The sequence below is a fragment of the Paucibacter sp. M5-1 genome (assembly GCF_027498415.2).
In the GTDB taxonomy this organism is placed as follows: Bacteria; Pseudomonadota; Gammaproteobacteria; order Burkholderiales; family Burkholderiaceae_C; genus Roseateles_E.
The window spans coordinates 4,788,520-4,812,961 of the sequence record NZ_JAPZLM020000001.1 but is presented as its reverse complement, the minus strand read 5'-3'; the positions used below and the strand labels follow the sequence as shown (position 1 = coordinate 4,812,961).

At 67.2% G+C, this 24,442-nt stretch carries 22 protein-coding genes and 1 pseudogene; 16 read left to right on the top strand and 7 right to left on the bottom strand.

Features of this window, described 5'->3' with window-relative positions:
- Positions 1-248 precede the first annotated feature (248 nt).
- From O5M90_RS22920 to O5M90_RS22855, 14 genes and pseudogenes are all read left to right on the top strand, one after another.
- A pseudogene (locus O5M90_RS22920) lies at positions 249-846 on the top strand (YqiA/YcfP family alpha/beta fold hydrolase).
- On the top strand, positions 843-1,583 hold the full coding sequence (fabG, locus tag O5M90_RS22915; protein ID WP_137941587.1) for a 3-oxoacyl-ACP reductase FabG: 741 nt from the start codon (positions 843-845) through the stop codon (positions 1,581-1,583). Before O5M90_RS22920 ends, fabG begins: the two are co-directional and overlap by 4 nt.
- 70 nt (positions 1,584-1,653) lie before the next feature.
- Entirely contained in the window at positions 1,654-2,406 is a 753-nt protein-coding gene (locus tag O5M90_RS22910) for a DNA/RNA non-specific endonuclease (RefSeq protein ID WP_269837953.1), read from the top strand.
- A 10-nt stretch (positions 2,407-2,416) separates the two neighbouring features.
- Positions 2,417-4,447 (top strand): ribonuclease catalytic domain-containing protein, encoded by a 2,031-nt coding sequence (locus O5M90_RS22905; protein WP_137941585.1) that lies wholly within the window; start codon positions 2,417-2,419, stop codon positions 4,445-4,447.
- 2 nt (positions 4,448-4,449) lie between these two features.
- Positions 4,450-5,304, top strand: coding sequence for a cell envelope integrity protein TolA (locus O5M90_RS22900; RefSeq protein ID WP_137941584.1), 855 nt, complete (start codon positions 4,450-4,452; stop codon positions 5,302-5,304).
- Positions 5,301-6,161, top strand: a complete 861-nt coding sequence (gene aroE, locus O5M90_RS22895; protein ID WP_269837954.1) for a shikimate dehydrogenase — start codon at positions 5,301-5,303, stop codon at positions 6,159-6,161. Before O5M90_RS22900 ends, aroE begins: the two co-directional genes overlap by 4 nt.
- Positions 6,158-6,892, top strand: a complete 735-nt coding sequence (gene mtgA / locus O5M90_RS22890; RefSeq protein ID WP_440402363.1) for a monofunctional biosynthetic peptidoglycan transglycosylase — start codon at positions 6,158-6,160, stop codon at positions 6,890-6,892. The genes aroE and mtgA overlap by 4 nt, the downstream gene beginning before the upstream one ends.
- 10 nt (positions 6,893-6,902) lie before the next feature.
- The gene (locus O5M90_RS22885) at positions 6,903-7,505 is read left to right on the top strand and encodes a hypothetical protein (RefSeq protein ID WP_269837955.1); all 603 of its coding nucleotides are present in this window, start codon (positions 6,903-6,905) and stop codon (positions 7,503-7,505) included.
- Positions 7,502-8,026: a TlpA family protein disulfide reductase gene (locus tag O5M90_RS22880; protein ID WP_137941580.1), complete on the top strand. Its 525-nt coding sequence runs from the start codon at positions 7,502-7,504 to the stop codon at positions 8,024-8,026. The genes O5M90_RS22885 and O5M90_RS22880 overlap by 4 nt, the downstream gene beginning before the upstream one ends.
- Positions 8,027-8,161: 135 nt before the next feature.
- Positions 8,162-8,617 carry a type II 3-dehydroquinate dehydratase gene (gene aroQ, locus O5M90_RS22875; protein ID WP_440402362.1) on the top strand — a complete coding sequence of 152 codons (456 nt, stop codon included), beginning with the start codon at positions 8,162-8,164 and terminating at the stop codon, positions 8,615-8,617.
- Positions 8,618-8,695: 78 nt separating this feature from the next.
- Positions 8,696-9,154, top strand: coding sequence for an acetyl-CoA carboxylase biotin carboxyl carrier protein (gene accB / locus O5M90_RS22870; RefSeq protein WP_269837956.1), 459 nt, complete (start codon positions 8,696-8,698; stop codon positions 9,152-9,154).
- A gap of 9 nt (positions 9,155-9,163) precedes the next feature.
- Positions 9,164-10,513, top strand: coding sequence for an acetyl-CoA carboxylase biotin carboxylase subunit (accC, locus tag O5M90_RS22865; RefSeq protein WP_269837957.1), 1,350 nt, complete (start codon positions 9,164-9,166; stop codon positions 10,511-10,513).
- 11 nt (positions 10,514-10,524) lie between these two features.
- Complete coding sequence (gene prmA, locus O5M90_RS22860; protein ID WP_269838365.1) at positions 10,525-11,418, top strand: 50S ribosomal protein L11 methyltransferase; 894 nt, start codon at positions 10,525-10,527, stop codon at positions 11,416-11,418.
- A gap of 28 nt (positions 11,419-11,446) precedes the next feature.
- Entirely contained in the window at positions 11,447-12,532 is a 1,086-nt protein-coding gene (locus O5M90_RS22855) for a zinc-ribbon and DUF3426 domain-containing protein (RefSeq protein WP_269837958.1), read from the top strand.
- A gap of 74 nt (positions 12,533-12,606) precedes the next feature.
- Here O5M90_RS22855 and O5M90_RS22850 read toward each other — a convergent pair whose 3' ends face one another.
- From O5M90_RS22850 to O5M90_RS22840, 3 genes are all read right to left on the bottom strand, one after another.
- Complete coding sequence (locus O5M90_RS22850; protein ID WP_269837959.1) at positions 12,607-13,236, bottom strand: histone; 630 nt, start codon at positions 13,234-13,236, stop codon at positions 12,607-12,609.
- 303 nt (positions 13,237-13,539) lie between these two features.
- A complete protein-coding gene (locus O5M90_RS22845) occupies positions 13,540-14,733 on the bottom strand; it encodes a ribonucleotide-diphosphate reductase subunit beta (protein WP_269837960.1) in 1,194 nt (397 codons plus the stop codon).
- 246 nt (positions 14,734-14,979) lie between these two features.
- A complete protein-coding gene (locus tag O5M90_RS22840; protein ID WP_269837961.1) occupies positions 14,980-17,892 on the bottom strand; it encodes a ribonucleoside-diphosphate reductase subunit alpha in 2,913 nt (970 codons plus the stop codon).
- A 61-nt stretch (positions 17,893-17,953) separates the two neighbouring features.
- Between O5M90_RS22840 and O5M90_RS22835 the strand changes: the two genes are divergently transcribed.
- On the top strand, positions 17,954-18,112 hold the full coding sequence (locus O5M90_RS22835) for a hypothetical protein (RefSeq protein ID WP_262971255.1): 159 nt from the start codon (positions 17,954-17,956) through the stop codon (positions 18,110-18,112).
- Positions 18,113-18,435: 323 nt separating this feature from the next.
- Here the strand turns inward: O5M90_RS22835 and O5M90_RS22830 are convergent, their stop codons facing one another.
- The 4 genes from O5M90_RS22830 to O5M90_RS22815 are packed head-to-tail and all read right to left on the bottom strand — an operon-like array spanning position 18,436 to position 22,958.
- Positions 18,436-20,016, bottom strand: coding sequence for a sigma-54-dependent transcriptional regulator (locus O5M90_RS22830; protein WP_440402361.1), 1,581 nt, complete (start codon positions 20,014-20,016; stop codon positions 18,436-18,438).
- Complete coding sequence (locus tag O5M90_RS22825) at positions 20,016-21,911, bottom strand: sensor histidine kinase (RefSeq protein ID WP_269837962.1); 1,896 nt, start codon at positions 21,909-21,911, stop codon at positions 20,016-20,018. The genes O5M90_RS22830 and O5M90_RS22825 overlap by 1 nt, the downstream gene beginning before the upstream one ends.
- Positions 21,908-22,159, bottom strand: a complete 252-nt coding sequence (locus O5M90_RS22820) for a PP0621 family protein (RefSeq protein ID WP_269837963.1) — start codon at positions 22,157-22,159, stop codon at positions 21,908-21,910. The genes O5M90_RS22825 and O5M90_RS22820 overlap by 4 nt, the downstream gene beginning before the upstream one ends.
- A 1-nt stretch (position 22,160) precedes the next feature.
- Entirely contained in the window at positions 22,161-22,958 is a 798-nt protein-coding gene (locus O5M90_RS22815) for a cytochrome c biogenesis protein CcsA (RefSeq protein WP_262971259.1), read from the bottom strand.
- A gap of 86 nt (positions 22,959-23,044) precedes the next feature.
- On the opposite strand from O5M90_RS22815, the gene ffh reads away from it, so the two are divergent.
- Positions 23,045-24,436, top strand: coding sequence for a signal recognition particle protein (gene ffh, locus O5M90_RS22810; RefSeq protein WP_262971260.1), 1,392 nt, complete (start codon positions 23,045-23,047; stop codon positions 24,434-24,436).
- The last annotated feature ends 6 nt before the right edge of the window (positions 24,437-24,442 follow it).

Sequence of the window (24,442 nt, the reverse complement as noted above, 5' to 3'; positions counted from 1 at the left end):
CTCATTCGGCACTCACTGGCGGCCGGCCGGGGCCGGTAGGCCCCCCACGGCCAGCGGGGTTGATAGGGAGAAAAATATGAAAGTCGGCAACTGTCTCTTGGCGCCCGTCCGCAGTCAATGCGGCAGAACGCCAGCCGGCCGTCGGAAACCGTGCTTCATCGCATGAGTTCGGGCGAAAACCGCACAAAAAGACCACAAAGACGCGCAGCGGACCGCTGCGGCGGCGCAAATCGCTAGACTTCGCCGCCATGTTGCCCGCAGCCCAGACCACCACCCATCTGCTTTATCTGCATGGCTTTCGCTCCTCGCCGCGCTCGGCCAAGGCCCAGCGCATGGCGGCCTGGGTGGCCGAGCACCGCCCCGATTCTGGTGTTCGCCTGCCCGCAGCTGCCGCCCTCGCCGGCCGAGGCGCTGGCCCTGGCCGAGGCCCTGGTGGCCGGCTGGCCGCGCGAGTCCATGGCCTTGATGGGCAGCTCGCTGGGCGGCTTTTATGCCACGGTGCTGGCCCAGCGCCTGGGCTGCCCGGCTGTGCTGCTGAATCCGGCTGTGGATCCGGCGCGCGATCTGGCGAACTACCTGGGCGACCAGGTCTGCTGGCAAGACCCGAGCCAGCACTTCTATTTCAAGCCCGAATTCGTCGGCGAACTGCGCGCCCTCGCGCCCGGTGCGCTGACCGACCCATCGCGCTATCTGGCTGTGATCGCCAAGGGCGACGAGGTGCTGGACTGGCGCGAGATGCATCAGCGCTATGCCGCCTGCCAGATCAAGCTGCTGGAAGGCAGCGACCACGGCCTGTCCGATTTCGACGACTACCTCCACGAACTGACCCACTTCCTCCATCTATGAGACTGCAGAACAAGATCGCCATCGTCACCGGCGCCGCCCAGGGCATAGGCCTGGCCACCGCGCTGAAATTCGCCCGCGAGGGGGCCACCGTCATCGTCTGCGATCTGAAGCCCGAGGGCGTGGCGGCGGCAGTCGCGGCCTGCGAGGCCGGCGGCGGCACGGCCCAGGGCCATATCGTCGATGTGACCGACCGTGTCTCGGTGGACCTGATGGTGGCCTCGGTGCTGGAGACCTTCGGCCGCATCGATGTGCTGGTCAACAACGCCGGCATCACCAAGGATGCGCGACTGCAGAAGATGACGCTGGCCCAGTTCGACGCGGTGATCGATGTCAATCTGCGCGGCGTCTTCCACTGCGCCCAGGCGGTCGCCGACACCATGTGCGCCCAGGGCTCGGGCGTGATCCTGAACGCCAGCTCGGTGGTGGGCATCTATGGCAACTTCGGCCAGACCAACTACGCCGCGGCCAAGTTCGGCGTGATCGGCTTCACCAAGACCTGGGCCCGCGAGCTGGGGCCCAAGGGTGTGCGGGTCAATGCGGTGGCGCCGGGCTTCATCGAGACGCCCATCCTGTCGACCATTCCCGACAAGGTCATCGAGCAGATGCAGGCCCATGTGCCGCTCAAGCGCCTGGGCAAGCCCGAGGAAATCGCCAACGTCTACGCCTTCCTGGCCAGTGACGAGGCCAGCTATGTCAATGGCGCGGTGCTGGAGGTGTCGGGCGGGATGACTGTCTAAGCCCGGCCGGCGTTCTGCCCTCCCCTCAACGCCGCCGACCTTCGGCGGCTTCTTCTCTACCGTCCCCCTGATGTTTCTCCTCCATCGGCCCAGCCGCCTGTGCTGGGCCCTGCTGGCCTGCGCCGCCCAGGCCAGCGCCTCCCCCGCCGCCGAGTTCGCCAAGCTCCCCACTTCATTCAGCCGCTGCCTGGCCTTTTTTGCCGGGCAGCAGACGCCCCCGGTGCCGCGGACGCCGCGCCAGCGCGAGCTCTGCTTCGACGGCTTCGCAGTGCTGCACAGCGGCGACAGCAAGACGCCCGTCTATGTGGCGCAGCGGCTCAACAGCAAGGCCCTGGGCGGGGTCAAGCGCCAGAAGTCCGACCGTTTTTTCGCCGATGCCCGGCTGCCGCAGCCCGAGCGTGCGGAGCTGGAGGACTACAAACACTCCGGCTATTCGCGCGGCCACCTGGCCCCGTCCGGCGATATGGCCACCGAGGCGGCGATGGCGCAGTCCTTCTCGCTGGCCAATGTGGTGCCCCAGGCGATACGCCACAACTCGGGCGCCTGGGCCAAGATCGAGCAGGACACGCGCAAGTACGTGCAGCGCGCCGCCGGCGATGTCTATGTGATCACCGCACCGGTGTTCGACAGCGCCAGCCCGCGCATCGGCCCCAACGGCGTGCGCGTGCCCAGCCATCTGTTCAAGCTGGTGTATGACAGCCACACCGGCCAGGCCTGGGCCCATTGGCAGGCCAACCGCGACGACGAGCAGGCCTCCCGGCCGATCAGCTACCAGGAGCTGGTGCGCCGCACCCGCGTCGAGTGGCTGCCCCGGCATCGGTGACAATCCCCCCATGTTTGCCCTGTTCGATGAAGCCGGAAAATTCCTCGCCGGCCGCGTGATGTCCGAAGCCGATAGCTCGATGCAGATCGAGTTGGAGTCCGGCAAGCGCGTCAAAGTGAAGTCAGCCAATGTGCTGCTGAAGTTCGAAAAACCGGCGCCTGCCGAGCTGATCGCCGAGGGCCAGCGGCTGGCGCAGGAGATCGATCTCGACCTGGCCTGGGAGTTCGCCCCCGAGGCCGAGTTCGGTTTTGCCGAGCTGGCGCGCGACTATTTCGACGCCAAGGCCGGCATCACCCACCAGGCGGCGGCGCTGTTCCGCCTGTTCGAGGCGCCGCACTATTTCCGCCGCGCCGGCAAGGGCCAGTTCAAGAAGGCGCCGGAGGACATCGTCAAGGCCGCCTTGCTGGGCATCGAGCGCAAGCGCCAACAGGCGCTGCAGATCGAGGCCTGGGCCGAGGAGCTGGCCGCCGGCCAGTGCCCGGCGCCGATCAAGGAGCAGATCTACAAGATCCTGTTCAAGCCCGACAAGAACGGCCCCGAGTACAAGGCCGTGGTCGAGGCGACGCGGCGCGCCCACAAGGCACCGCTGGACCTGCTGAAGGATGCCGGCGCGATCTCCAGCCCCTACCAGTTCCACTGGAAGCGCTTCCTGTTCGAGCAGTTCCCCAAGGGCGTGGGCTTCCCGGCGCTGCAGGCGCCCGAGATCAAGGACGAGCTGCCGCTGGCCGCGGTGCAAGCCTTCTCGATCGACGACTCCGCCACCACCGAGATCGACGATGCGCTGTCGGTGCAGGGCCTGGGCACGGGCGAGGTGATCTTCGGCGTGCATATCGCCGCGCCGGGCCTGGCCTTCCAGCCCGACTCGGCCGTCGACAAGGTCGCGCGCGAGCGCCTGTCCACCGTCTATATGCCGGGCTGGAAGTTGACCATGCTGCCCGACGAGGTGGTGCAGGCCTACACGCTGATCGAAGGGCGCGACTGCCCGGCGGTGTCCATCTACTTCACGCTCGACGAGGCGACCTTGGCGGTCAAGCGCAGCGAGACCAAGCTCGAGCGCGTGCCCATCGCGGCCAATCTGCGCCACGACAAGCTCGACGGCATCATCACCGAGGCCTCGCTGAATGGCGAGGCCCCGGCCGACTATGCTTTCGCGCCCGAGCTGGCGCTGTGCATGCGCCTGGCCAAGGTGCTGAAGGCACAGCGCGAAGTGGTGCGCGGCAAGCCGGAGAACTTCAACCGACCCGACTACAACTTCCGCCTCGACAGCAGCACCGGGCGCGAGCCCGACGGCAGCGAGCAGGTCAGCATCACGACCCGGCAGCGTGGCTCGGCGCTGGACCTGATCGTCGCCGAGGCGATGATCCTGGCCAACTCGACCTGGGGTGGCTGGCTCGACGAGCTGGGTTTGCCGGGCATCTACCGCAGCCAGGCCAGCATGGCCCCGGGTGTCAAGGTACGCATGGGCACACGGGCCCAGCCCCATGCCGGCATGGGCGTGAAGCAATACACCTGGGCCACCTCGCCGCTGCGCCGCTATGTGGACCTGGTCAATCAGTGGCAGATCATTGCCTGTGCCCGCCATGGCCGCACGGCCGCGCTGGTGGCCCCGTTCAAGCCCAAGGACGCGCAGCTGTTCTCCATCATCTCGGGCTTTGACGCCGCCTACAGCGCCTACAACGGCTTCCAGAGCGGCATCGAGCGCTTCTGGACCCTGCGCTATCTGCAGCAGCAAGGCATCAGCGAGCTGAACGCGTCGGTGATGAAGGACGGCCTGGTGCGCGCCGACGATCTGCCCCTGGTCTTCAAGACCCTGGGCTGCGAGGCCCTGCCGCGCGGCGCCCATGTGCGGGTGCGCATCACCGGCCTGGACGAGATGACGCTGGACGTGCATGCCAATCTGCTGGCCCGCCTCGATGATGTGGCCGAGACCGCAGCCGAGCCCGAAGCCGAGGACGAGGACGAAGAACCCGCCGGCGCGCTGACCCTGGCCATCGATCTGACGCCGGCCGAGGGCGAGGCTGCCGAGGCCAGCAGCTCCTGACGATGGCGCTGCGGCTCTCCAATCTGCAGATGGCGCTGCTGCTGTCGGTGGGCCTGCACGCCGGCCTGCTGACCCTGCGCATCGCCGATCCGGAGGGCTTCGATCGCATCTTCCGCGACACGCCGCTGGAGGTCGTGCTGGTCAACAGCCGCGGCAACGAGGCCCCGGTCAAGGCCCAGGCGCTGGCCCAGGCCAATCTGGCCGGCGGCGGCGAGGCCGACTTCGGCCGCGCCACCTCGCCGCTGCCGCCTTCGCGCCAGCCCGAGAGCGGCGACAGCGCCGAGCTGCAGCGCGCCCAGATCGCCCAGCTGCAGGAGCAGCAGCAACAGCTGCTGGCCCAGCTGCGGCGCGCGCTGGCCCTGCTGCCGCCGCCCGATCCGCAGCGCGACCAGAGCAAGCCCGAGGCGATCGAGCAGGCCGAGAAGCGCCGCCGCCTGATCCAGCTGCTCGCCGAGATCGAAAAACGGGTCAATGACGAGAATGCCCGGCCCAAGAAGCGCTACATCAGCCCGGCCACCCGCGAGGTCGTCTATGCCCAGTATTACGACCAGCTGCGCCGGCGCATCGAGGCGCGCGGCACGCGCGACTTCCCCGAGCACCGCGGCAAGAAGCTCTATGGCGAGCTGACGCTGAACATCCATGTCGATTTGCGCGGCCGCGTGATCGAGACGGATATCGTCGCCTCCTCCGGCAACGCGGTGCTGGACCGGCGGGCGGTGGCCATCGTGCGCGCCGCCGGGCCCTTCGGCCCCTTCAGCGCCGCAATGCGCCAGGGCGCCGAGGTGCTGGTGATCACCTCGCGCTTTCGCTTCACCCGCGAGGACGGCCTGGAAACCACCTTGTCTGCCCAACCATGAGCACTGCACCCATTGATCGTTATGCGGTCGCCGGCAATCCGGTGGCCCACAGCCGCTCGCCGGACATCCATGCGATGTTCGCCGCCCAGACCGGCGAGCAGCTGGTCTATGAACGCCTGCTCTGCCCCTTGGACGGCTTCGAAGCCAGCCTGCGCGGCTTTGCTGCGGCCGGCGGTCGCGGCTGCAATGTGACCGTGCCCTTCAAGTTCGAGGCCCATGATCTGGCTGCGCGGCGCAGCCCGCGCGCGGCGCTGGCCGGCGCGGTCAATGTGCTGCGCTTCGACACCGAGGAGCAAGGCGGCTGGTTCGGCGACAACAGCGACGGCCTGGGCCTGGTGCGCGATATCGAGCACAACGCGGCGCGGCCGCTGGCCGGCCAGCGCGTGCTGCTGCTGGGCGCCGGTGGCGCCTCGGCCGGCGTGCTGGGCAGCCTGATCGCGGCGCGCCCAGCCGAGATTCATCTGGCCAACCGCTCGGTCGACAAGGCCCATGCCCTGATCGAGAGCCATGCCGACTGGGCTGCGCAGCACGGCGTGCGCCTGGCCGCCAGCGGTCTGGACGACCTTGGTACGGGCTTCGACCTGTTGATCAACGGCACCAGCGCCAGCCTGGGCGGCGCGGCGGTGCCGGTATCGGCGGCCGTGCTCAAGCCCGGCGCGCTGGCGCTGGACATGATGTATGGCCCGGCCGCCCGGGGCTTTCTGGACTGGGCCGCCGCCCATGGCTTCGAGGGCCGCGACGGCCTGGGTATGCTGGTCGAGCAGGCCGGCGAGTCCTTTCTGATCTGGCGCGGGCGGCGCCCCGACACCGCGCCGGTGCTGGCGGCGCTACGCGCGCAGCTGGCGGCAACACCATGATGGGCAAGCTCGGCCGCCTGCTGATCCTGCTGCTGCTGGGCCTGCTGGCCCTGCAGCTCTACTTCGCCGCCCGCATCCTGCTCATGAATGTGCTGGACCCGCAGTCGACCAGCTTCCAGCGCTCGGAGATCTGGCGCCTGGCCAGCGAGAAGGGGCAGGTCCTGTGGAGCCAGCAATGGGTGGATGAGGCCGAGCTGTCCAAGAACCTGCGCCGCGCGGTGATCGCCAGCGAGGATGCCGGCTTTGCCGAGCATGCCGGCGTGGACTGGGATGCGCTGGAAAAGGCCTGGGAGCGCAATCAGAAGGCCGAGGCCCGGGTCGAGCGCGCCGAGCAGCGCGGCCGGCCGGCCCCCAAGCTCAAGATCGTCGGCGGCTCCACCATCACCCAACAGCTGGCCAAGAATCTGTTCCTCAGCGGCGAACGCGATCTGTTGCGCAAAGGCCAGGAGCTGGTGCTCACCCTGATGCTGGAGGGCTTGCTGAGCAAGCAGCGCATCCTGACCATCTATCTGAACAATGTCGAATGGGGCGAGGGCGTTTTCGGCGCCCAGGCCGCCGCGCGCCACTATTTCCGCGTCGATGCGGCCCGGCTGTCCGCCGGCCAGGCCGCCCGGCTGGCGGTGATGCTGCCGGCGCCCAAGCGTTTCGAGAAACGCCCCGCCTCGCCCTATGTGCTTTCGCGAGCTGCGACGATAGCGGCCCGGATGGGCGCGGTCGAACTGCCCGATTGAGGCGCAAGCCATGGACGAGTACAGCAGTCTGAGTCAGGAGATCGCCGCCACCGCCGCCCGGCTGGTGGTCGAGGAGGGGCTGGAATACGGCCCGGCCAAGCAGCGCGCGCTGAAGACCCTGGGCCTGCCCAAGCGCACCGCCCTGCCCGGCAATGACGAGCTCGAGGAGCAGGTGCGCGACTATCTGGCCCTGTTCTGCGCCGACACGCAACCGGCCGAGCTGGCCGCGCTGCGCGAGCTGGCGGCGCTGTGGATGGAGCGGCTGGCGGAGTTCCGGCCCCATCTGTGCGGTGCGGTCTGGCGCGGCACGGCCACCCGGCTCTCCAATATCCATCTGCAGCTGTTCTGCGACGACAGCAAGTCGGCCGAGATCGCCCTGCTGAACTGGCGGGTCGACTACGAGGTCGGCTCGATCACGGGCCCGCGCGGCCAGCCCATCGATGTGCTGACCCTGGCCGCCCCCTGCCAGGCGCTGGGCGAGAGCGTCACGATAGCGCTGAGCATTCTGGATTTCGATGATGTGCGCGGCGCCCTCAAACCCGACGCCAAGGGCCGCAGCGAACGCGGCGACCTGGGCGCTTTGCGCAAACTGCTGCAGGAGAACCCGTCTTGACCTCGATCAACAAGAGGCGGCTGCTGATCGGCGCCGCCGGCCTGGGCGCCGCGGCGCTGGGTGTCGGCTATGGGCTGCGCGGCCATCGACCCGAACCGCTCTCGGCCGCCGCCAACACTTTCTGGTCATCGAGCTTCGAGCGCCCCGAGGGGGGTCTGCTGCAGGCCAGCAGCCTGCGGGGCAAGCCGCTGCTGCTGAATTTCTGGGCCACCTGGTGCGCGCCCTGCGTCAAGGAAATGCCCGAGCTCGACCAGTTCGCCCGCGAGCATCCGGGCTGGCAGCTGCTCGGGCTGGCGGTCGATGCCCCGACGCCGGTGCGCGAGTTCCTGAAGAAGCTGCCGGTCGGTTTCACCATCGGCCTGGCCGGATTGACCGGCACCGAGCTGGCCCGCACACTGGGCAATCTGCAGGGCGGCCTGCCCTTCAGCGTGGCTTTCGGCCCCGAGGGCGAGCCTTACTGGCGCAAGCTGGGCGCCACCCATCTGGCAGAATTGCGCGAGCTGGGCCGCAGCCAGCCCTGAGCGGGCAAGCCCAAGCCAGGACTCAGGTCAAGCGATATATTTTTAGGCAGCTGTCTTGAACAGCCCCTAAAAAGCGTAAAGTCCAGCCTTTATCGCTTCTAGTGTCCAAGCTCTAATGCCTCAGGCACGCTGCAGATGCAGATTCTTGTACTTCACGGACCCAATCTCAATCTCCTGGGCAGCCGGGAGCCTGGGGTTTATGGCTCGCGGACTTTGGCCCAGATAGATGCCGATCTCGCAGAGATCGCAACCAAAGCTGGCGCCAAGCTGGAATCCTTCCAAAGCAACCACGAGGGTGCCTTGGTCGACCGCATCCAGGCAGCGGGCCGCGATGGCTGCCGCTTCATCATCATCAATCCGGCCGCCTACACGCACACCAGCGTGGCCATGCGCGACGCGCTGGCGGCCGTGGGCCTGCCTTTTGTTGAAGTCCATCTGTCGAACATCCACAAGCGCGAACCTTTCCGGCACCACAGTTTTTTTTCCGCACTCGCCGACGGCGTGATCTGCGGGCTGGGTGCCCAGGGCTATCACCTGGCCCTGCAGTACGCGCTGACGGCATTGAAGAGCAAGTCGGAGGGGGCGGGCTGATCAGGCCCGTCATCGGCGTGCCGCAGCGGCGGCCGCACACTGAAACATAACAACCATCATCTCTGTTGGAGAAGCCTTATGGATCTGCGCAAGCTCAAGACCCTGATCGACCTGGTGTCCGAGTCGAATATTTCTGAACTTGAAATCACCGAGGCCGACGGCAAGGTGCGCATCGTCAAGTCCGACGGTTCGGTCGCCGCGCCGCTGGTGGCCGCCCCCGCCGTGGCTCCCGCTGCGGCCGCGCCCGCCGCCCCGGCGGTCGCAGCGGCCCCGGTCGCCGCACCGGCACCGGCGGTCGAGACCGGCCATATCGTCAAGTCGCCGATGGTCGGCACCTTCTACCGCGCCTCCAGCCCGAATGCCAAGTCCTTTGCCGAACTCGGCCAGCAGATCAAGGAAGGCGAGCCGATCTGCATCATCGAGGCGATGAAGATCATGAACGAGATCGACGCCGACAAGAGCGGCACGGTCACCAAGATCCTGGTCGAGAACGGCCAACCGGTGGAATTCGGCCAGCCTTTGTTCGTCATCGAATAAGGCCTCGCGATGTTCAAGAAGATTCTTATCGCCAACCGCGGGGAGATTGCCCTGCGGATACAGCGCGCCTGCCGCGAGCTGGGTGTCAAGTCGGTGGTGGTCTATTCCGAGGCCGACCGTGATGCCAAGTATGTGAAGCTGGCCGATGAGGCCGTCTGCATCGGCCCGGCAGCCTCGGCCCAGAGCTATCTGAGCATGCCGGCCATCATCGCCACCGCCGAGGTGACCGATGCCGAGGCCATCCACCCCGGCTACGGCTTCCTCAGCGAAAACGCCGACTTTGCCGAGCGTGTCGAGCGCAGCGGCTTCGTCTTCATCGGCCCGACATCCGACAACATCCGCCTGATGGGCGACAAGGTCTCGGCCAAGCAGGCCATGATCCGCGCCGGCGTGCCCTGCGTGCCCGGCTCCGAGGGTGCCTTGCCCGAGGACCCGAAGGAAATCGTCAAGATCGCCCGCGCGATCGGCTACCCGGTCATCATCAAGGCGGCCGGCGGTGGTGGCGGCCGCGGCATGCGCGTGGTCCACACCGAGGCGGCCCTGGTCAATGCGGTGCAGACCACCCGTACGGAAGCCGGTGCGGCCTTCGGCAATCCGCAGGTCTATATGGAGAAGTTCCTGGAGAACCCACGCCATGTGGAGATCCAGGTGCTGGCCGACGGCCACAAGAACGCGGTCTGGCTGGGCGAGCGCGACTGCTCGATGCAGCGCCGCCATCAGAAGATCATCGAGGAAGCGCCGGCACCGGGCATCCCGCGCCGCGTGATCGAGAAGATCGGCGACCGCTGCTCGGCCGCCTGCCGCAAGATGGGCTACCGGGGTGCCGGCACCTTCGAGTTCCTCTACGAGAACGGCGAGTTCTATTTCATCGAGATGAACACGCGCGTGCAGGTCGAGCATCCGGTCACCGAGATGGTCACCGGCGTCGACATCGTGCAGATGCAGATCAAGGTGGCGGCCGGCGAAAAGCTGCCCTTCACCCAGCGCAACATCACGATGCGCGGCCACTCGATCGAGTGCCGCATCAATGCCGAGGATCCGGTCAAGTTCACGCCCTCGCCCGGCCGCATCACGATGTGGCACCCGCCGGGTGGTCCCGGCGTGCGCGTGGACTCGCATGCCTATACCAACTACTACGTGCCGCCGAACTACGACTCGATGATAGGCAAGATCATCGTGCACGGCGATACGCGGGAGCAGGCGCTGGCACGTATGCGCATCGCGCTGTCGGAGACCGTGGTCGAAGGCATCCAGACCAATATCCCGCTGCACCGCGAGCTGATGGTCGACGCCAAGTTCATGGAAGGCGGCACCAGCATTCACTATCTTGAAAGCTGGATGAGCGAGCACAAGCGATGAGCACACCCGACCTGCACGAGCTGGTGCTGATCTGCGGCGAGGACGAGGTCGAGACCGTCAGCGATGCGCTGGTCGAGCTCGACGCGCTGGCCGTCTCGGTCGAAGATGCCGACGCCGACACCGATGCCGAGAAGGCCTTGTTCGGCGAGCCCGGCATGCCGGCGCCGCGCGGCGGCTGGCAGCGCTCGGTGGTCAAGGCCTTGTTCCCCGGCGAGGCCGAGGCCACCGAAGCCGCGACCCTGCTCTTGAGCCAGGACTGGGCCGGCGACGTCCATGTGCAGACCATCCAGGCGGTGGTCGAGCAGGACTGGGTGCGGCTGACGCAGTCGCAGTTCGCGCCGGTGGAGATCACGCCCGAGTTCTGGATCGTGCCGTCCTGGCATGAGGCACCCGCCCAGGCCAGCAAGGTGATGCGACTGGACCCGGGCCTGGCCTTCGGCACCGGCACCCATCCGACCACCCGCATGTGCCTGCGCTGGATCGCCGCGCATCAAGACCTGTCCCCGACTTGGACGCGGGTGCTGGACTATGGCTGCGGCTCCGGCATCCTCGCGATCGGTGCGGCGCTTTATGGCGCCACGAACATCGACGCGGTCGACATCGACCCGGCGGCGGTGACGGCCACCGTCTCGAACGCACGCGACAACCAGGTGGCGGTCAGCGCGGCCTTGCCCGATGCGGCCCAGGGCGAGTACCCGCTGGTGCTGGCCAATATCCTGGCCACGCCGCTGAAGCTGCTGGCCCCGCTGCTGTGTCAACACCTGGCCCCCGGTGCTCATCTGGTGCTGGCCGGCATCCTGGAGCGCCAGGCCGATGAGCTGAAGGCGGCCTATGCACCCTGGCTCAAGCTCGAGGTCAGCGACAGTGAAGAAGGCTGGATTCTGATGAGCGCGCAACGGGTTTGAGCCCTGCGCTCATGGCATGATTCCGGTCATGAGTCTTGCCACCCGTTGTACCGCTTGCGGCACCATCTTCCGGGTGGTGCAGGATCAGCTCCGCGTCTCCGAAGGCTGGGTGCGCTGCGGCCGCTGCGCCGAGGTCTTCGATGCCCGCGAGCAGCTGTTCGATATCGACCGCGAGCTGCCGCCACCCTGGCCCGCTGCTGTCTCGCCTGCGCCGGCCCCCGAGCCGGAACCGGTGGTCGAGATGGAAGCCGTCGACGCGATGGCCGTCAGCGCCCCGCCCCACGACGCCACCACCTGGGTCGTGCCGCGCGAGTTCGAGGACGAGCCTGCGCCGACCGCACGCGAGGAAGAAGCTGCGCCGCTGCCGCACTTTGCTGTCGGCACCGCGGAACAGACCGAGCGGCGCGAACCCTTCTGGGACGACTCGAGCAGCGTCGAGTCTAGTCCCGAGCCGGCCGCGCTGCCCGAACCCGAGGTGGCGCCGCCGGCCGCGACGGCCACCCCCGAGGCGGCCTCGGATCCCGACGTGCTGGTCGATGCCCGCCTGGCGGCGCTGGCCGCCGAGGTGGCCGCCCACGACACACCCGAGCACAAGACGGTCGAGGCCAGCTTTCTGCGCCAGGCCTCGTCCACCGCACGTTGGCAACAGCCGCGCGTGCGCATCGCGCTGGGCCTGAGCGCCCTGCTGCTGCTGGCCGTCCTGCTGCTGCAGCTGGGCCTGCAGTTCCGCAATGCCATCGCCGCGCTCTACCCGCCGAGCACACCGCTGCTGCAATCGCTGTGCGGTATGGCCGGCTGCGAGCTGCAGCCCTGGCGGCGCATCGACGCATTGGCGGTCGAGAACAGCGGGCTGACACAGGCCGGCTCGGGCAATAGCTACAAGCTCGCACTGCAGCTGCGCAACAAGGCCGCGTATGCGCTGGCCCTGCCCTGGGTCGATCTGAGCCTGACCGATGCCAGCGGCGCCGTGGTTGCGCGGCGCATGCTCAAGCCCACAGATTTCAATCTAAGCCAGCTCAGCATGAAAGGCGACAGCGAGCAGCAGCTGCAACTCGTCTTCAGCACCGGTCGGCACCGCGTCAGCGGCTATAGCGTCGAGATCTTCTATCCCTGAGCAGCCCTGACGCGGGCATAAAAAAACCCGGCCGAGGCCGGGTTTGATGCCGAGGGCCCGAAGGCCCTGGCTTCTTAGGGCTTGCTGCCCGTCGGGAAGGGCCAAGCCGCTTGCGGGCTCAGCGCCGTCTTGGCGGCGGGTGCAGCGGCCGGCTTGGCGGCGGCAGCAGGGGCAGGGGCCGTGGCGGCTTTCTTGGCTGCAGGCTTCTTGGCTGCCTTCTTGGCAGGCGGCTTGGCAGCGGCCTTGGGCGCAGCGGCAGCAGCCTTCTTGGCAGGCGGCTTGGCGGCGGCCTTAGGAGCAGCCTTGGGCGCAGCCTTCTTGGCAGGCGGCTTGGCAGCGGCCTTGGGAGCAGCCTTCGGTGCGGCCTTCTTGGCAGGCGGCTTGGCAGCAGCCTTAGGAGCGGCCTTCGGTGCAGCCTTCTTTGCCGGCGGCTTTGCAGCAGCCTTGGGAGCGGCCTTCTTAGCGGGCGCAGCAGCCTTCTTGGCCGGAGCGGCCTTCTTCGCCGGAGCGGCAGCCTTCTTGGCGGGCGCAGCAGCCTTCTTGGCCGGAGCGGCCTTCTTCGCCGGAGCAGCAGCCTTCTTGGCCGGAGCGGCCTTCTTTGCCGGAGCAGCGGCCTTCTTGGCCGGAGCGGCCTTCTTCGCCGGAGCGGCGGCCTTCTTGGCGGGAGCGGCTTTCTTCGCCGTTGCCTTCTTTGCAGTTGCCATTTCAGTTCTCCTTGATCAAGTGGAAAAAGCACTGCCCGCAGCAGACCGGTCCGCCACAGCGCAGTTATTCATCGTCCGGAAGTCGCCCAGGAGGAGCGCCCCGGTACGGTGAATGGGGTTGCGAGCACCAGCCAAAATTTCTAGGGCCATGGTCTTGGGTCTCGCGAATCTCTTGACCTCACAACAATCTGGGAACTGACCGGCGTCTACAAAAGACACTGACCGGCTCGGCCCAAGCGCTTGCAGGCGCTTGGGTCTTCGCCAGGCACAAGACAAGCCGCAGGGCTTGTCCTGTGTCCGGGCTCAGTCCCAGGACAATGCGCCACCGGATTGGTATTCGATGACGCGGGTTTCAAAGAAGTTGCGTTCCTTCTTCAGATCGATCATTTCGCTCATCCAGGGGAAGGGGTTCTCTTCGTTCGGGAAGAGCTCCTCCAGTCCGATCTGGGTGGCACGGCGGTTGGCGATATAGCGCAGATAGCCCTTGAACATCGAGGCATTCAGGCCGAGCACGCCACGCGGCATCGTGTCCTCGGCATAGCGGTACTCGAGCTCGACGGCATGCAGGAACAGCGCCTTGATCTCGGCCTTGAACTCGGCCGTCCACAGATGCGGGTTCTCGGCCTTGAGCTGGTTGATCAGGTCGATGCCGAAGTTGCAGTGCATGGACTCGTCGCGCAGGATGTACTGGTACTGCTCGGCGGCGCCGGTCATCTTGTTCTGACGACCCATCGCCAGGATCTGGGTGAAGCCGACGTAGAAGAACAGCCCCTCCATCAGGCAGGCGAAGACGATCAGGCTCTTCAGCAGGGTCTGGTCGTTCTCGGGCGTGCCGGTGTGGAAGTTGGGGTCCATGATCGCCTCGATGAAGGGGATCAGGAACTCGTCCTTGTCGCGGATCGACTTGACTTCGTTGTAGGCGTTGAAGATCTCGCTCTCGTCCAGGCCCAACGACTCGACGATGTACTGGTAGGCGTGGGTGTGGATCGCTTCTTCAAAGGCCTGGCGCAGCAGGAACTGGCGGCACTCGGGGGCCGTGATGTGGCGGTAGGTGCCCAGCACGATGTTGTTGGCGGCCAGCGAATCGGCGGTCACGAAGAAGCCGAGATTGCGCTTGATGATGCGGCGCTCGTCCTCGGTCAGACCGTTCGGGTCCTTCCACAAGGCGATGTCGCGCGACATATTCACTTCCTGCGGCATCCAGTGATTGGCGCAGGTGGCCAGGTATTTTTCCCAGGCCCATTTGTACTTGAAGGGAACCAGCTGGTTGACGTCGGTCTGACCATTGATGATGCGCTTGTCCGAAGCCTTGACACGCGCGCCGTTGCCCAGAACCTGGGCCGTTGCGGTGGACGCGGGGACGGTTTGGGTGCTGCTCACGGCGGCCGTTGTGGCGGGCGACGCGGTGGCTGCTGCGCTCGCGACCGGCGCAGTGCGCGGCGCGGCATTCGTGGTGACGCTGTTCGAGGGCTTCAGGTCTTCTTCCCAAACCAACATGGTGGACTTCCTATCGTGTCGAATTATCAGAGTGTTGTGTTCAAACACCAAGGACTTCTTGACATCAACACGCGATGCGCGTTGCTGTGTCGCATCGCATCGGACGCGTATCGAAGCCCTCGGGGGTCAGTCGTTGAGGCCTGGATTTGCTTCGCAGGAAAACCCATGCATCAGCGTTTGAGCCGATGAACACTGGCATCGCGGGCGTTGGAGCTTTTCGCGATGCCAGTGTTTCACTTCAGGACCTTACTGGCAGGCCTCGCAATCGGGGTTGTCGATCGAGCAGAACTTCATGTCGGTTGCAGGCAACTCCGCCTCCACCGAAACAGCCGCCGGAGCCGCAGCGACAGGCGCCGACAGCACCGACGCGGTCGCACCGGAGGACACCGAATTGAGCTGGCCCGACTTGGTCACCGTGCTCTTCTCGGCCGAGGACGCGCTCATCGTGCGCAGGTAGTAGGTCGTCTTCAGGCCGCGCAGCCAGGCCAGCTTGTAGGTCTCGTCGAGCTTCTTGCCCGAGGCGCCGGCCATATAGATGTTCAGGCTCTGGGCCTGGTCGATCCACTTCTGGCGACGGGCGGCGGCTTCGACCAGCCACTGCGTCTCGACCTCGAAGGCGGTCGCGTACAAGGTCTTCAGCTCTTCCGGCACGCGGTCGATACGGCGCAGCGAACCGTCGAAGTGCTTCAGGTCCATCACCATCACGTCGTCCCACAGGCCCAGCTTCTTCAGGTCGCGCACCAGCGATTCATTGATCACGGTGAACTCGCCCGACAGATTGGACTTGACCGACAGATTGCCGAAGCAGGGTTCGATCGAGGCGTCGACGCCGATGATGTTGGAGATCGTCGCGGTCGGTGCGATCGCCACGCAGTTGCTGTTGCGCATGCCGTGCTGGGCGATCTTGGCGCGCAGCGCATCCCAGTCCAGGGTCGAACTGCGATCCACCTCGACATAGCCACCGCGCTCCTTGGCCAGCAGGTCCAGCGAGTCGATCGGCAGGATGCCGCGGTCCCACAGCGAGCCGCGATAGCTCGAATAGCGACCCCGCTCGGCGGCCAGCTCGGTGGAGGCCTGGTAGGCGTAGTAGCAGATCGCTTCCATCGAACGGTCGGCAAACTCGACCGCCTCGTTGGAGGCGTAGGGCGTGCGCAGCGCGTACAGCGCGTCCTGGAAGCCCATCAGGCCTAGGCCCACCGGACGGTGGCGCAGGTTCGAGTCGCGCGCCTTCTTGACCGCGTAGTAGTTGATGTCGATCACGTTGTCGAGCATGCGCATCGCGGTCGAGATCGTCTTGCGCAGCTTGTCGTGATCAATGCCACCGTCCTTCAGGTGCTGGACCAGATTGACCGAGCCGAGGTTGCAGACGGCGATTTCGCTGTCGTTCGTGTTCAGCGTGATCTCGGTGCACAGATTCGACGAGTGCACGACACCGACATGCTGCTGCGGCGAGCGCACATTGCAGGCGTCCTTGAAGGTGATCCAGGGATGGCCGGTCTCGAACAGCATCGACAGCATGCGGCGCCACAGATCCTTGGCCGGCATGCGCTTGAACAGCTTGATCTCGCCGCGGTCGGCCTTGGCCTCGTACTCGACATAGGCCTTCTCGAAGGCGGTGCCGAACAGATCGTGCAGATCCGGGCAGGTCGACGGCGAGAACAGGGTCCAGTCGCCGCCATCCATCACACGGCGCATGAACAGATCGGGGATCCAGTTCGCGGTGTTCATGTCGTGGGTGCGGCGGCGGTCGTCACCGGTGTTCTTGCGCAGCTCCAGGAACTCCTCGATGTCCAGGTGCCAGGACTCCAGATAGGCGCAGACCGCGCCCTTGCGCTTGCCGCCCTGGTTGACCGCGACGGCGGTGTCGTTGACCACCTTTAGGAACGGGACCACGCCTTGCGACTTGCCGTTCGTGCCCTTGATGTGCGAGCCCAAAGCGCGCACCGGGGTCCAGTCATTGCCCAGGCCGCCGGCAAACTTGCTCAGCAGCGCGTTTTCCTTCAGCGCCTCGTAGATGCCGTCCAGATCGTCGGCCACCGTCGTCAGGTAGCAGGACGACAGCTGCGAGCGACGCGTGCCGGAGTTGAACAACGTCGGCGTGCTGGACATGAAGTCAAAGCTCGACAGCACTTCGTAGAACTCGATCGCGCGGGTCTCGCGGTCGATCTCGTTGAGGGCCAGGCCCATCGCGACGCGCATGAAGAAGGCCTGCGGCATCTCGATGCGGACATCGTCGATGTGCTGGAAATAGCGGTCATACAGGGTCTGCAGGCCCAGGTAGTCGAACTGCAGATCGCGCTCGGCCTTCAGCGCCGCGCCCAGCTTGGCCAGGTCGTACTGCGCCAGCTTCTCGTCCAGCAGCTCGGCCTTGACGCCCTTCTTGATATAGCCGGGGAAATACTCGGCATAGCGGCTCTGCATCTGCTCCTGCGTGATCTCGCCGCCGACCACCTCGCGGCGGATCGTGTGCAGCAGCAGGCGTGCGGTAGCGCGGCTGTAGCCGGGATCCTTCTCGATCAGGGTGCGGGCGGCCAGGATCGAGGCCTTGTAGACCTCGTCGATCGGCACGCCGTCATACAGATTGCGCTTGGTCTCGGCCAGGATGGGCTCCGGCTTGACGTCGGCGCCGAGGTTTTCGCAGGCCGAGACGATCAGGCTTTGCAGATGGGCCAGGTCCAGCGGAATGCGCTGGCCGTTGTCGATCACCGTCAGGCCGGACTCCAGCGCGGCGGCCTGGGCCACCTCACCCTTGGCCACGCGCTCCTGGTAGCGGCGCTCGCGATACAGCACATAGGCGCGCGCCACCTCATGGTGACCACCGCGCATCAGGCCCAGCTCGACATGGTCCTGCACATCCTCGATGTGGAAGGTGCCGCCGCTCGGGCGCGAGCGCAGCAGCGCGCGCACCACGTTCTCGGTCAGGCCGTCGACCGTCTCGCGCACGCTGGCCGAGGCCGCGCCGCTGGTGCCATGCACGGCCAGAAAGGCCTTCATCAAGGCCACCGCGATCTTGCTGGGCTCGAACGAGACCACCGCGCCATTGCGACGGATGATCTGGTAGGCCTGATAAGCGGTCTGCTTGGCCGCGCCGGCCGCTGCGGCGGGCGCGGAGGCGGCAGCGGGAGCGTCCGAGCGGGTCTGGGCTGCTGTGCTTTGCATAATTCCTCGTCTGTCTTGTTCGAATCAGAAATGGCAGGTCCGCGACACGCCAGAGGCGGCCATGGATCTGCGTTCGTTACTGCTGTCGTCGGGGCTTGGGGCTGTGCGACTGCGCGAGCCCACCGGGCAGGCCGGCGAGCCCGCCATCGTCCGCATCGCAAGCCAGGCAGAACACGGCGCTGTACCGGTCACGCTGGGCAAGACGACTGCGAAGGGATAGGGCATTTCAGTGCTTTGCCGAGGCTAGAAGGATAGCATGAAGAAACACTATATCTGGGGCTACCCAGCTCTTCAAGCACTACAGCTAGCGTCAAACCCGCATATCGAACCCGGTTGACCGGCGGCCCTTCACGCGCTAGCCGCGCGCCGCCAAAAGCCTGGCCGGGCCGCCTCAATGCCGCTCGCATCGCGCCTGCACCCAGCATTGATCGGGGTTTGAAATCCGGGGCCCGCGACAGTCTTGGCCTGCAGCGCAAAACCGCCCGCCAGGCCGCGCCAACAAAGGCTTTGCGGAGCGCGCCTCGGTCGGCGCTCAGTGGGCGCTCAATTGACGTCAGAGCCCTCGCCATCGCCCGAGGTCGAGCCCTCGGTGATGCCCAGCCGTGCCATCCGGTAACGAATCTGACGCAGCGACAAGCCCAGGCTCGCACCGGCGGCCGTGCGATTGAAGCGGTGGCGCTCCAGCGCGCGTAACAAGATGCTTCGCTCGACCTCGTCCAGATAAAGGGCCAGGTCTTGCGGCAGCTCGGCCTGATCGTCGGCCAGATCGGGCAGCGGCGCCGCCGGCGGCGCCTCCAGCACGTCCAGCGCCCCCAGCTGCGAATCATCCAGCAGCGATTCGGGCAGGCCCAGATCCTCGGCGTCGATCAGCTCGCCACCCGACAGCGCCAGCGCCCGGTGCAGCAGGTTCTCGAGCTCGCGCACATTGCCCGGGAAGGCATAACGCGCCAGTTGCGACAGCGCCGCTGGCGTCAGCCGCGGCACCGGCGACACACCGGCATCGCGGGCGATGCGCTCCAGCACCCGTTCGCTGATCGCAGCCAGGTCCTCGATGCGCTCGCGCAGCGGCGGCACGCGGATCTGTATCACGTTCAGGCGGTAGAACAAGTCCTGGCGGAAGCGCCCGGCCGCCACCTCGGCGCCCAGGTCTTTATGGGTGGCGCTGAGGATGCGCACATTGACCGGCGCCTCCGCCACCGCGCCGACCGGCCGCACCGAGCGCTCCTGGATCGAGCGCAAGAGCTTGCTCTGCATCGCCAGCGGCAGGTCGCCGATCTCGTCGAGGAACAGGGTGCCGCCATGGGCGGCCTGGAAGAAGCCCTCGCGGTCCTCGTTGGCGCCGGTGAACGCGCCCTTGCGATAGCCGAAGAACTCGGCCTCCAGCAGCTGTTCGGGAATCGCGCCGCAATTGACCGCGACGAAAGCCTGGCTGCCGCGCACGCTGCTCTCGTGGATGGAGCGCGCCACCAGCTCCTTGCCGGTGCCCGACTCGCCCTGCAACAGCACCGGCGCCATGCTGCGCGCCACCTTCTCGATCAGCGAGCGCACCTGCCGGATCGCGGTCGACTCGCCGGCCAGACGCTGCAGCGCGCCAGCCGGCGGCGCCGCTGCCGGATCTTCGACGCGCGCGCGCGATGCGGCGGCTGTCGACACGCGCGCCTCGACCTTCACCGGCCTGGGCAGCTCGGCCACCGACTGCCGCTCCGACGGCAGCTGCGTCGGCACCACCGAGGGCTGGCTTTGCGGCAGTCGCCCCAGCGCCGAGGCGACGACGCTGCGGAACTGGCGCAGATCGACCGGCTTGGTCAGGTAGTCATAAGCACCGGCCTTCAGCGCCTCGACCGCGTTCTCGGCCGAGCCATAGGCGGTGATCACCAGCGCTTTTTCCGGCCGGCCCTGCTGCTCCAGCCAGGCCAGCACATCCAGGCCGCTGCCATCGGGCAGGCGCATATCGGTGATGACGGCGCTGTAGCGGCGCTGCTGCAGCCGCGCCAGCGCCTCCTCCACCGTGCCGGCGGTCTCCAGTTCATAGCCCTCGCGCAGCAGGGTCAGTTCGTAAAGCGTGCGCAGATCCGGCTCGTCATCGACGACCAGCAGGCTGAAGGCGGGATTGGCAGAGCTCATCAGGAAGAAGCCGGGGCAAGAGGCGCGTCGGCCGGCAGACGACGCAGGGTCACGACGAATTCATTGCCGCCCAGTGCGGCCGAGCGCTGGCTGCGGTAATCGATGCGCCCGCCATAGCGCTCGCACAACTCGCGGCAAATATACAAGCCCAGGCCCGAGCCCCGGCTGCGCGTCGAGAAAAAGGGCTCGAACAGATGGCGCTCGACCTCGGGCGCGATCAGCTCGCCGGCGCTGAACACACCGAGGCTGACCCATTGCTCGGACTGCGCGCGCAGGCTGACCTGCACACTGCGCGGGCCCGGTGTCGCATGGCGCAGCGCGTTGTCCAGCAGATTGATCAGCACGCGGCGCAGATGCTCGGGCTCGAAACTGATGCGCAGCGCATGGGTGGGCAGGCTCAGGCCCAGCGGGCTGTCCGGGCCCGCCGGCAGCTTGTTGGTGCGGGCCCAGTCCAGACAGGCCTCGCTGACCAGCGCGCTGGCGTCCACCGGCACCGGCTGCGGCGGCACGCCGGGCGCCACCTCCATCACATCGTCGACGATGCGCTTGAGGCGCTGCACATTGGAGTTGACCATCGCCGTCAGGCGCTGCGACTGCGGGTCGGCGCAATCCTCGGCCAGCAGCGCATTGGCCTGATCGATGGCGGCCAGCGGATTGCGGATCTCGTGGGCAATGCCGGCCGAGATGCGGCCCATCGCGGCCAGCTTCTCCTGACGGCTGCGCGCCAGCAGATTGCGCACATCCTCGACGAAGAGCACGCACAGGTCCTCGGTGCCATGCACCTCGCGCCGGCGCGTGAAGCGCATGCGCAGGCGCAAGGCGCGCCGCTCGGCCGCATTGAACACCAGCGCCACATCGCGCCCCTCCTCCGGCCAGCCGCCGGCCGAGAAGGCCTGCTCCACCGCCGCCACCAGCGGTTCCCAGGCCGGCACACCGCGCAGCTGGAAGGGCGCGGTACGCACCATCTGCTGCTCGGCCAACAGGCCGCGCGCGGCCGGATTGGCGGCGCGCACATGGCCGCGCCTGTCCACCACCAGCACGCCCTCGGTCATCTCGTCGATCACCAGCCGATTCAGCTGCGCCTGCTGGCGCGCCAGCTCCATGCTGCCGCGCGCGGCGCGCTCCTCGCGCGCCAGCCGGCTCGCCAGCTCGCTGGCCAGCAGCCCGATCACAAAGAAACCGACGCCGACCAGGCCCGCCTGCGTCATGCGCAGCCCGGCATCGGCCCCCTGCAACACCGACCACCAGGCCACGCCCAGGGTCATCAGCGCCGCCATCGCGGCCGTGGCCAGCGCCAGCAAACGCGGTGTCAGCACGCCGGCCATCAGCACCGGCAGCACGAACAGCGCGCCATAGCTGACCCCGGCGCTGCGGTCCAGCGCCAGCAGCAGACCGAACAGGCCCAGGTCCAGGCCGATGCTGAGCCACCAGCGCGGGCTGCTGAGTCGGGCCAACGACTGCGCCGAGGCGCCGCGCTGCAGGCGCGGCAACAGCCACAGCGCTACCGCCTCGAGCGCATAGACCCCGCTCAGTGCCAGAGTCCAGAACGGGGTCGTCGAACCCAGCAGCGCCGCCAGCGCCTGTGCGCCGACCAGGGCCAGCCCCAGCGCCGCGCGCGCCGCCAGAAAGGCCCGGTACAAGCGCTGGAAGGCGCTGCCGCCGGCGTGCGCGAGCCGGCGCGCCTGCTGAAAGAAGAACTGCGAGTCGGCCGCGTCGGCAGTCGCGTTGCTGGCCGAGTCCACGCCGGCGGCCGCTTCGCCCTCGCCCTCGTGCGGCGGGCCGAACCAGGACTGGTCGCGGCCGTCGGCGGCCGGCCCGCGTCGCTCGCTGCGGCGGCGGTCACCACGTCGGCGGTCGGCTCCTCGGCGATCCCGGTTCGACCGCGCCTCGCTCATGGCGTCTTGCCGGCCTCATGGGCCGCCCGGTGGGCGGCGCTGCAGAACACCCCGCCGAGCCCGGGCAGGGCCTCCGACTGCGGCAGGTGCAGTCCGCAATGGGCACAGCTGACGATGTGCTGCGGCGCGGCCGGTGGCGCGGGCGGCGCCGGTGGTGGTGCCGGCGGCTTCACACCGGGACGGCTGCGCTTGAAGCCCAGCATGAAGAACACCAGACCGATGACAAGGATGATCAGCAGGTACTTCATATCAATAGCCCGCGCCGCGTTGCAGCAGCACCTCCAACACGAAACGGGTGCCGGCGTAGGCCAGCAGCAGCAGGGCCGCGCCGAAATAAAGCCAGCGCGTCGCGCGCCGGCCGCGCCAGCCGAACACGCGCCGGCCGGTCAAAAGCCCGGTCAGCACCAGCCAGCCCAGCATGGACAGAAGATTCTTGTGGTCCCAATGCCATTGCGGCGTGAACCACCAGCCCAGCAGCAAGGCCAGCGACAGCACGACGACACCGGAGCCGACGAACTGAAAGGTCAGCCGCTCCAGCCTCAGCAGCGGCATGCCCAGGGTCGCCGGCCCCTGGGCGGACTTCAGCCGCATCTGCCGCTCGGCCCGGTTCAGCATCACCGCATGCAGCACCGCCACGCCGAACAGACCATAGGAGGCCAGGCCCAGCACCCAGTGCAGCGGCGCCCAGGGCGAGGCGGCCAGCGGGCGACTCTCGCCCGGATAAGCCCAGGCCAGCAGCACGGTCAGCGCCGCCAGGCCGGCCAGCACGCGCCGTGCGCCCGGCAGCGGTACGAAGCGGCTCTCGACCAGATAGACCGCCAGCACCAGCCATATCGTCATCGACAGCGCCGGCGCAAAACCGAAGCGGGCGCCAGGTCTTGCCAGGCCGAAGCCGGCGATGTCCAGCACCAGGGCCACCAGATGGAAGAGCCAGGCCAGCAACAGCACGGCACGCAGGCGGCCGGCGCCCGCCCCCGCCGATTCCCGCATGCCGGCGGCCACTGCATAGGCCAGCAAGGCGGCCAGACTGCTGAGGCTCAGCAGCATGGCGGGCAGCCCTTCGGACGCAAACGATAAAATCATCGCCACAGTGTACTTTTGCGCGCCCGCCTTGCCGGTCGGTGCGAACCTTGATGGCCTCCAATCTGACCAACCGCCTGAGCCAGCTCGTCAAAACGATGCGCGGCCAGGCCCGCATCACCGAAACGAATGTCCAGGAGATGCTGCGCGAAGTGCGCATGGCCCTGCTGGAGGCCGATGTGGCGCTGCCGGTGGTGCGCGACTTCATCGCCCGGGTCAAGGAGAAGGCGCTGGGCCAGGAGGTGGTGGGCTCGCTGAACCCCGGCCAGGTGCTGGTCTCGGTGGTGCACAAGGAGCTGATCGCGACGATGGGCGAGGGCATTGCCGACATCAACCTGGCCGCCCAGCCGCCCGCCGTGATCCTGATGGCCGGTCTGCAGGGCGCCGGCAAGACCACGACCACGGCCAAGCTGGCCAAGCACCTGATCGAGAAGCGCAAAAAGAAGGTGCTGACGGTCTCGGCCGACGTCTACCGCCCGGCCGCGATCGAGCAGCTGAAGACCGTCACCAAGCAGGCCGGCGCCGAATGGTTCCCGTCGACCCCCGACCAGAAACCGCATGACATCGCGCTGGCCGCGATCGACTACGCGAAGAAGCATCACTTCGAGGTGCTGCTGGTCGACACCGCCGGTCGTCTGGCGATCGACGAGGCCTTGATGGCCGAGATCAAGGATCTGCACGCGGTGCTGAACCCGGTCGAGACGCTGTTCGTCGTCGATGCGATGCAGGGTCAGGATGCGATCAACACCGCCAAGGCCTTCAAGGAGGCGCTGCCGCTGACCGGCGTCGTGCTGACCAAGCTGGACGGCGACTCGCGCGGCGGCGCCGCGCTGTCGGTGCGCCAGATCACCGGCGCGCCGATCAAGTTTGCCGGCGTGTCCGAGAAGATCGACGGGCTGGAGGTCTTCGACGCCGAGCGCCATGCCGGCCGCGTGCTGGGCATGGGCGATATCGTCGCTCTGGTCGAGGAGGTCACCAAGGGCGTCGACATGGCGGCGGCCGAGAAGCTGGCCAACAAGCTCAAGAGTGGCGACGGCTTCGACCTGAACGACTTCCTGGCCCAGATCTCGCAGATGAAGAAGATGGGCGGCCTGTCCAGCCTGATGGACAAGCTGCCGGCCCAGATGGCCGCCAAGGCCGGCCAGGGCGATATGGACAAGGCCGAGCGCGATATGAAGCGCATGGAGGGCATCCTCAACTCAATGACGGCCAAGGAGCGCGCCCATCCGAATCTACTGATGGACGGCAAGAGCAAGGCCAGCCGCAAGCGCCGCATCGCCGCCGGCGCCGGCGTGCAGATCCAGGAGGTCAACCGCCTCTTGAATCAGTTCGACCAGATGCAGGGCATGATGAAGAAGATGAAGGGCGGCGGCCTGATGAAGATGATGAAGAAGATGGGCGGCATGAAGGGCCTGGGCGGCATGATGCCGCCCGGCATGAAGTAAGCGAAC

What these genes read in the sequence shown, in the direction of transcription:
- O5M90_RS22830 (WP_440402361.1), bottom strand. Translation starts at nt 20,016, where the DNA reads ATGAGCTCTGCCAATCCCGCCTTCAGCCTGCTGGTCGTCGATGACGAG.
- aroQ (WP_440402362.1), top strand. Translation starts at nt 8,162, where the DNA reads ATGCAGATTCTTGTACTTCACGGACCCAATCTCAATCTCCTGGGCAGC.
- accB (WP_269837956.1), top strand. Translation starts at nt 8,696, where the DNA reads ATGGATCTGCGCAAGCTCAAGACCCTGATCGACCTGGTGTCCGAGTCG.
- O5M90_RS22825 (WP_269837962.1), bottom strand. Translation starts at nt 21,911, where the DNA reads ATGAGCGAGGCGCGGTCGAACCGGGATCGCCGAGGAGCCGACCGCCGA.
- ffh (WP_262971260.1), top strand. Translation starts at nt 23,045, where the DNA reads ATGGCCTCCAATCTGACCAACCGCCTGAGCCAGCTCGTCAAAACGATG.
- O5M90_RS22910 (WP_269837953.1), top strand. Translation starts at nt 1,654, where the DNA reads ATGTTTCTCCTCCATCGGCCCAGCCGCCTGTGCTGGGCCCTGCTGGCC.
- mtgA (WP_440402363.1), top strand. Translation starts at nt 6,158, where the DNA reads ATGATGGGCAAGCTCGGCCGCCTGCTGATCCTGCTGCTGCTGGGCCTG.
- O5M90_RS22900 (WP_137941584.1), top strand. Translation starts at nt 4,450, where the DNA reads ATGGCGCTGCGGCTCTCCAATCTGCAGATGGCGCTGCTGCTGTCGGTG.
- O5M90_RS22850 (WP_269837959.1), bottom strand. Translation starts at nt 13,236, where the DNA reads ATGGCAACTGCAAAGAAGGCAACGGCGAAGAAAGCCGCTCCCGCCAAG.
- O5M90_RS22840 (WP_269837961.1), bottom strand. Translation starts at nt 17,892, where the DNA reads ATGCAAAGCACAGCAGCCCAGACCCGCTCGGACGCTCCCGCTGCCGCC.
- O5M90_RS22815 (WP_262971259.1), bottom strand. Translation starts at nt 22,958, where the DNA reads ATGCTGCTGAGCCTCAGCAGTCTGGCCGCCTTGCTGGCCTATGCAGTG.
- O5M90_RS22845 (WP_269837960.1), bottom strand. Translation starts at nt 14,733, where the DNA reads ATGTTGGTTTGGGAAGAAGACCTGAAGCCCTCGAACAGCGTCACCACG.
- fabG (WP_137941587.1), top strand. Translation starts at nt 843, where the DNA reads ATGAGACTGCAGAACAAGATCGCCATCGTCACCGGCGCCGCCCAGGGC.
- accC (WP_269837957.1), top strand. Translation starts at nt 9,164, where the DNA reads ATGTTCAAGAAGATTCTTATCGCCAACCGCGGGGAGATTGCCCTGCGG.
- O5M90_RS22885 (WP_269837955.1), top strand. Translation starts at nt 6,903, where the DNA reads ATGGACGAGTACAGCAGTCTGAGTCAGGAGATCGCCGCCACCGCCGCC.
- O5M90_RS22855 (WP_269837958.1), top strand. Translation starts at nt 11,447, where the DNA reads ATGAGTCTTGCCACCCGTTGTACCGCTTGCGGCACCATCTTCCGGGTG.
- O5M90_RS22835 (WP_262971255.1), top strand. Translation starts at nt 17,954, where the DNA reads ATGGATCTGCGTTCGTTACTGCTGTCGTCGGGGCTTGGGGCTGTGCGA.
- O5M90_RS22820 (WP_269837963.1), bottom strand. Translation starts at nt 22,159, where the DNA reads ATGAAGTACCTGCTGATCATCCTTGTCATCGGTCTGGTGTTCTTCATG.
- O5M90_RS22905 (WP_137941585.1), top strand. Translation starts at nt 2,417, where the DNA reads ATGTTTGCCCTGTTCGATGAAGCCGGAAAATTCCTCGCCGGCCGCGTG.
- aroE (WP_269837954.1), top strand. Translation starts at nt 5,301, where the DNA reads ATGAGCACTGCACCCATTGATCGTTATGCGGTCGCCGGCAATCCGGTG.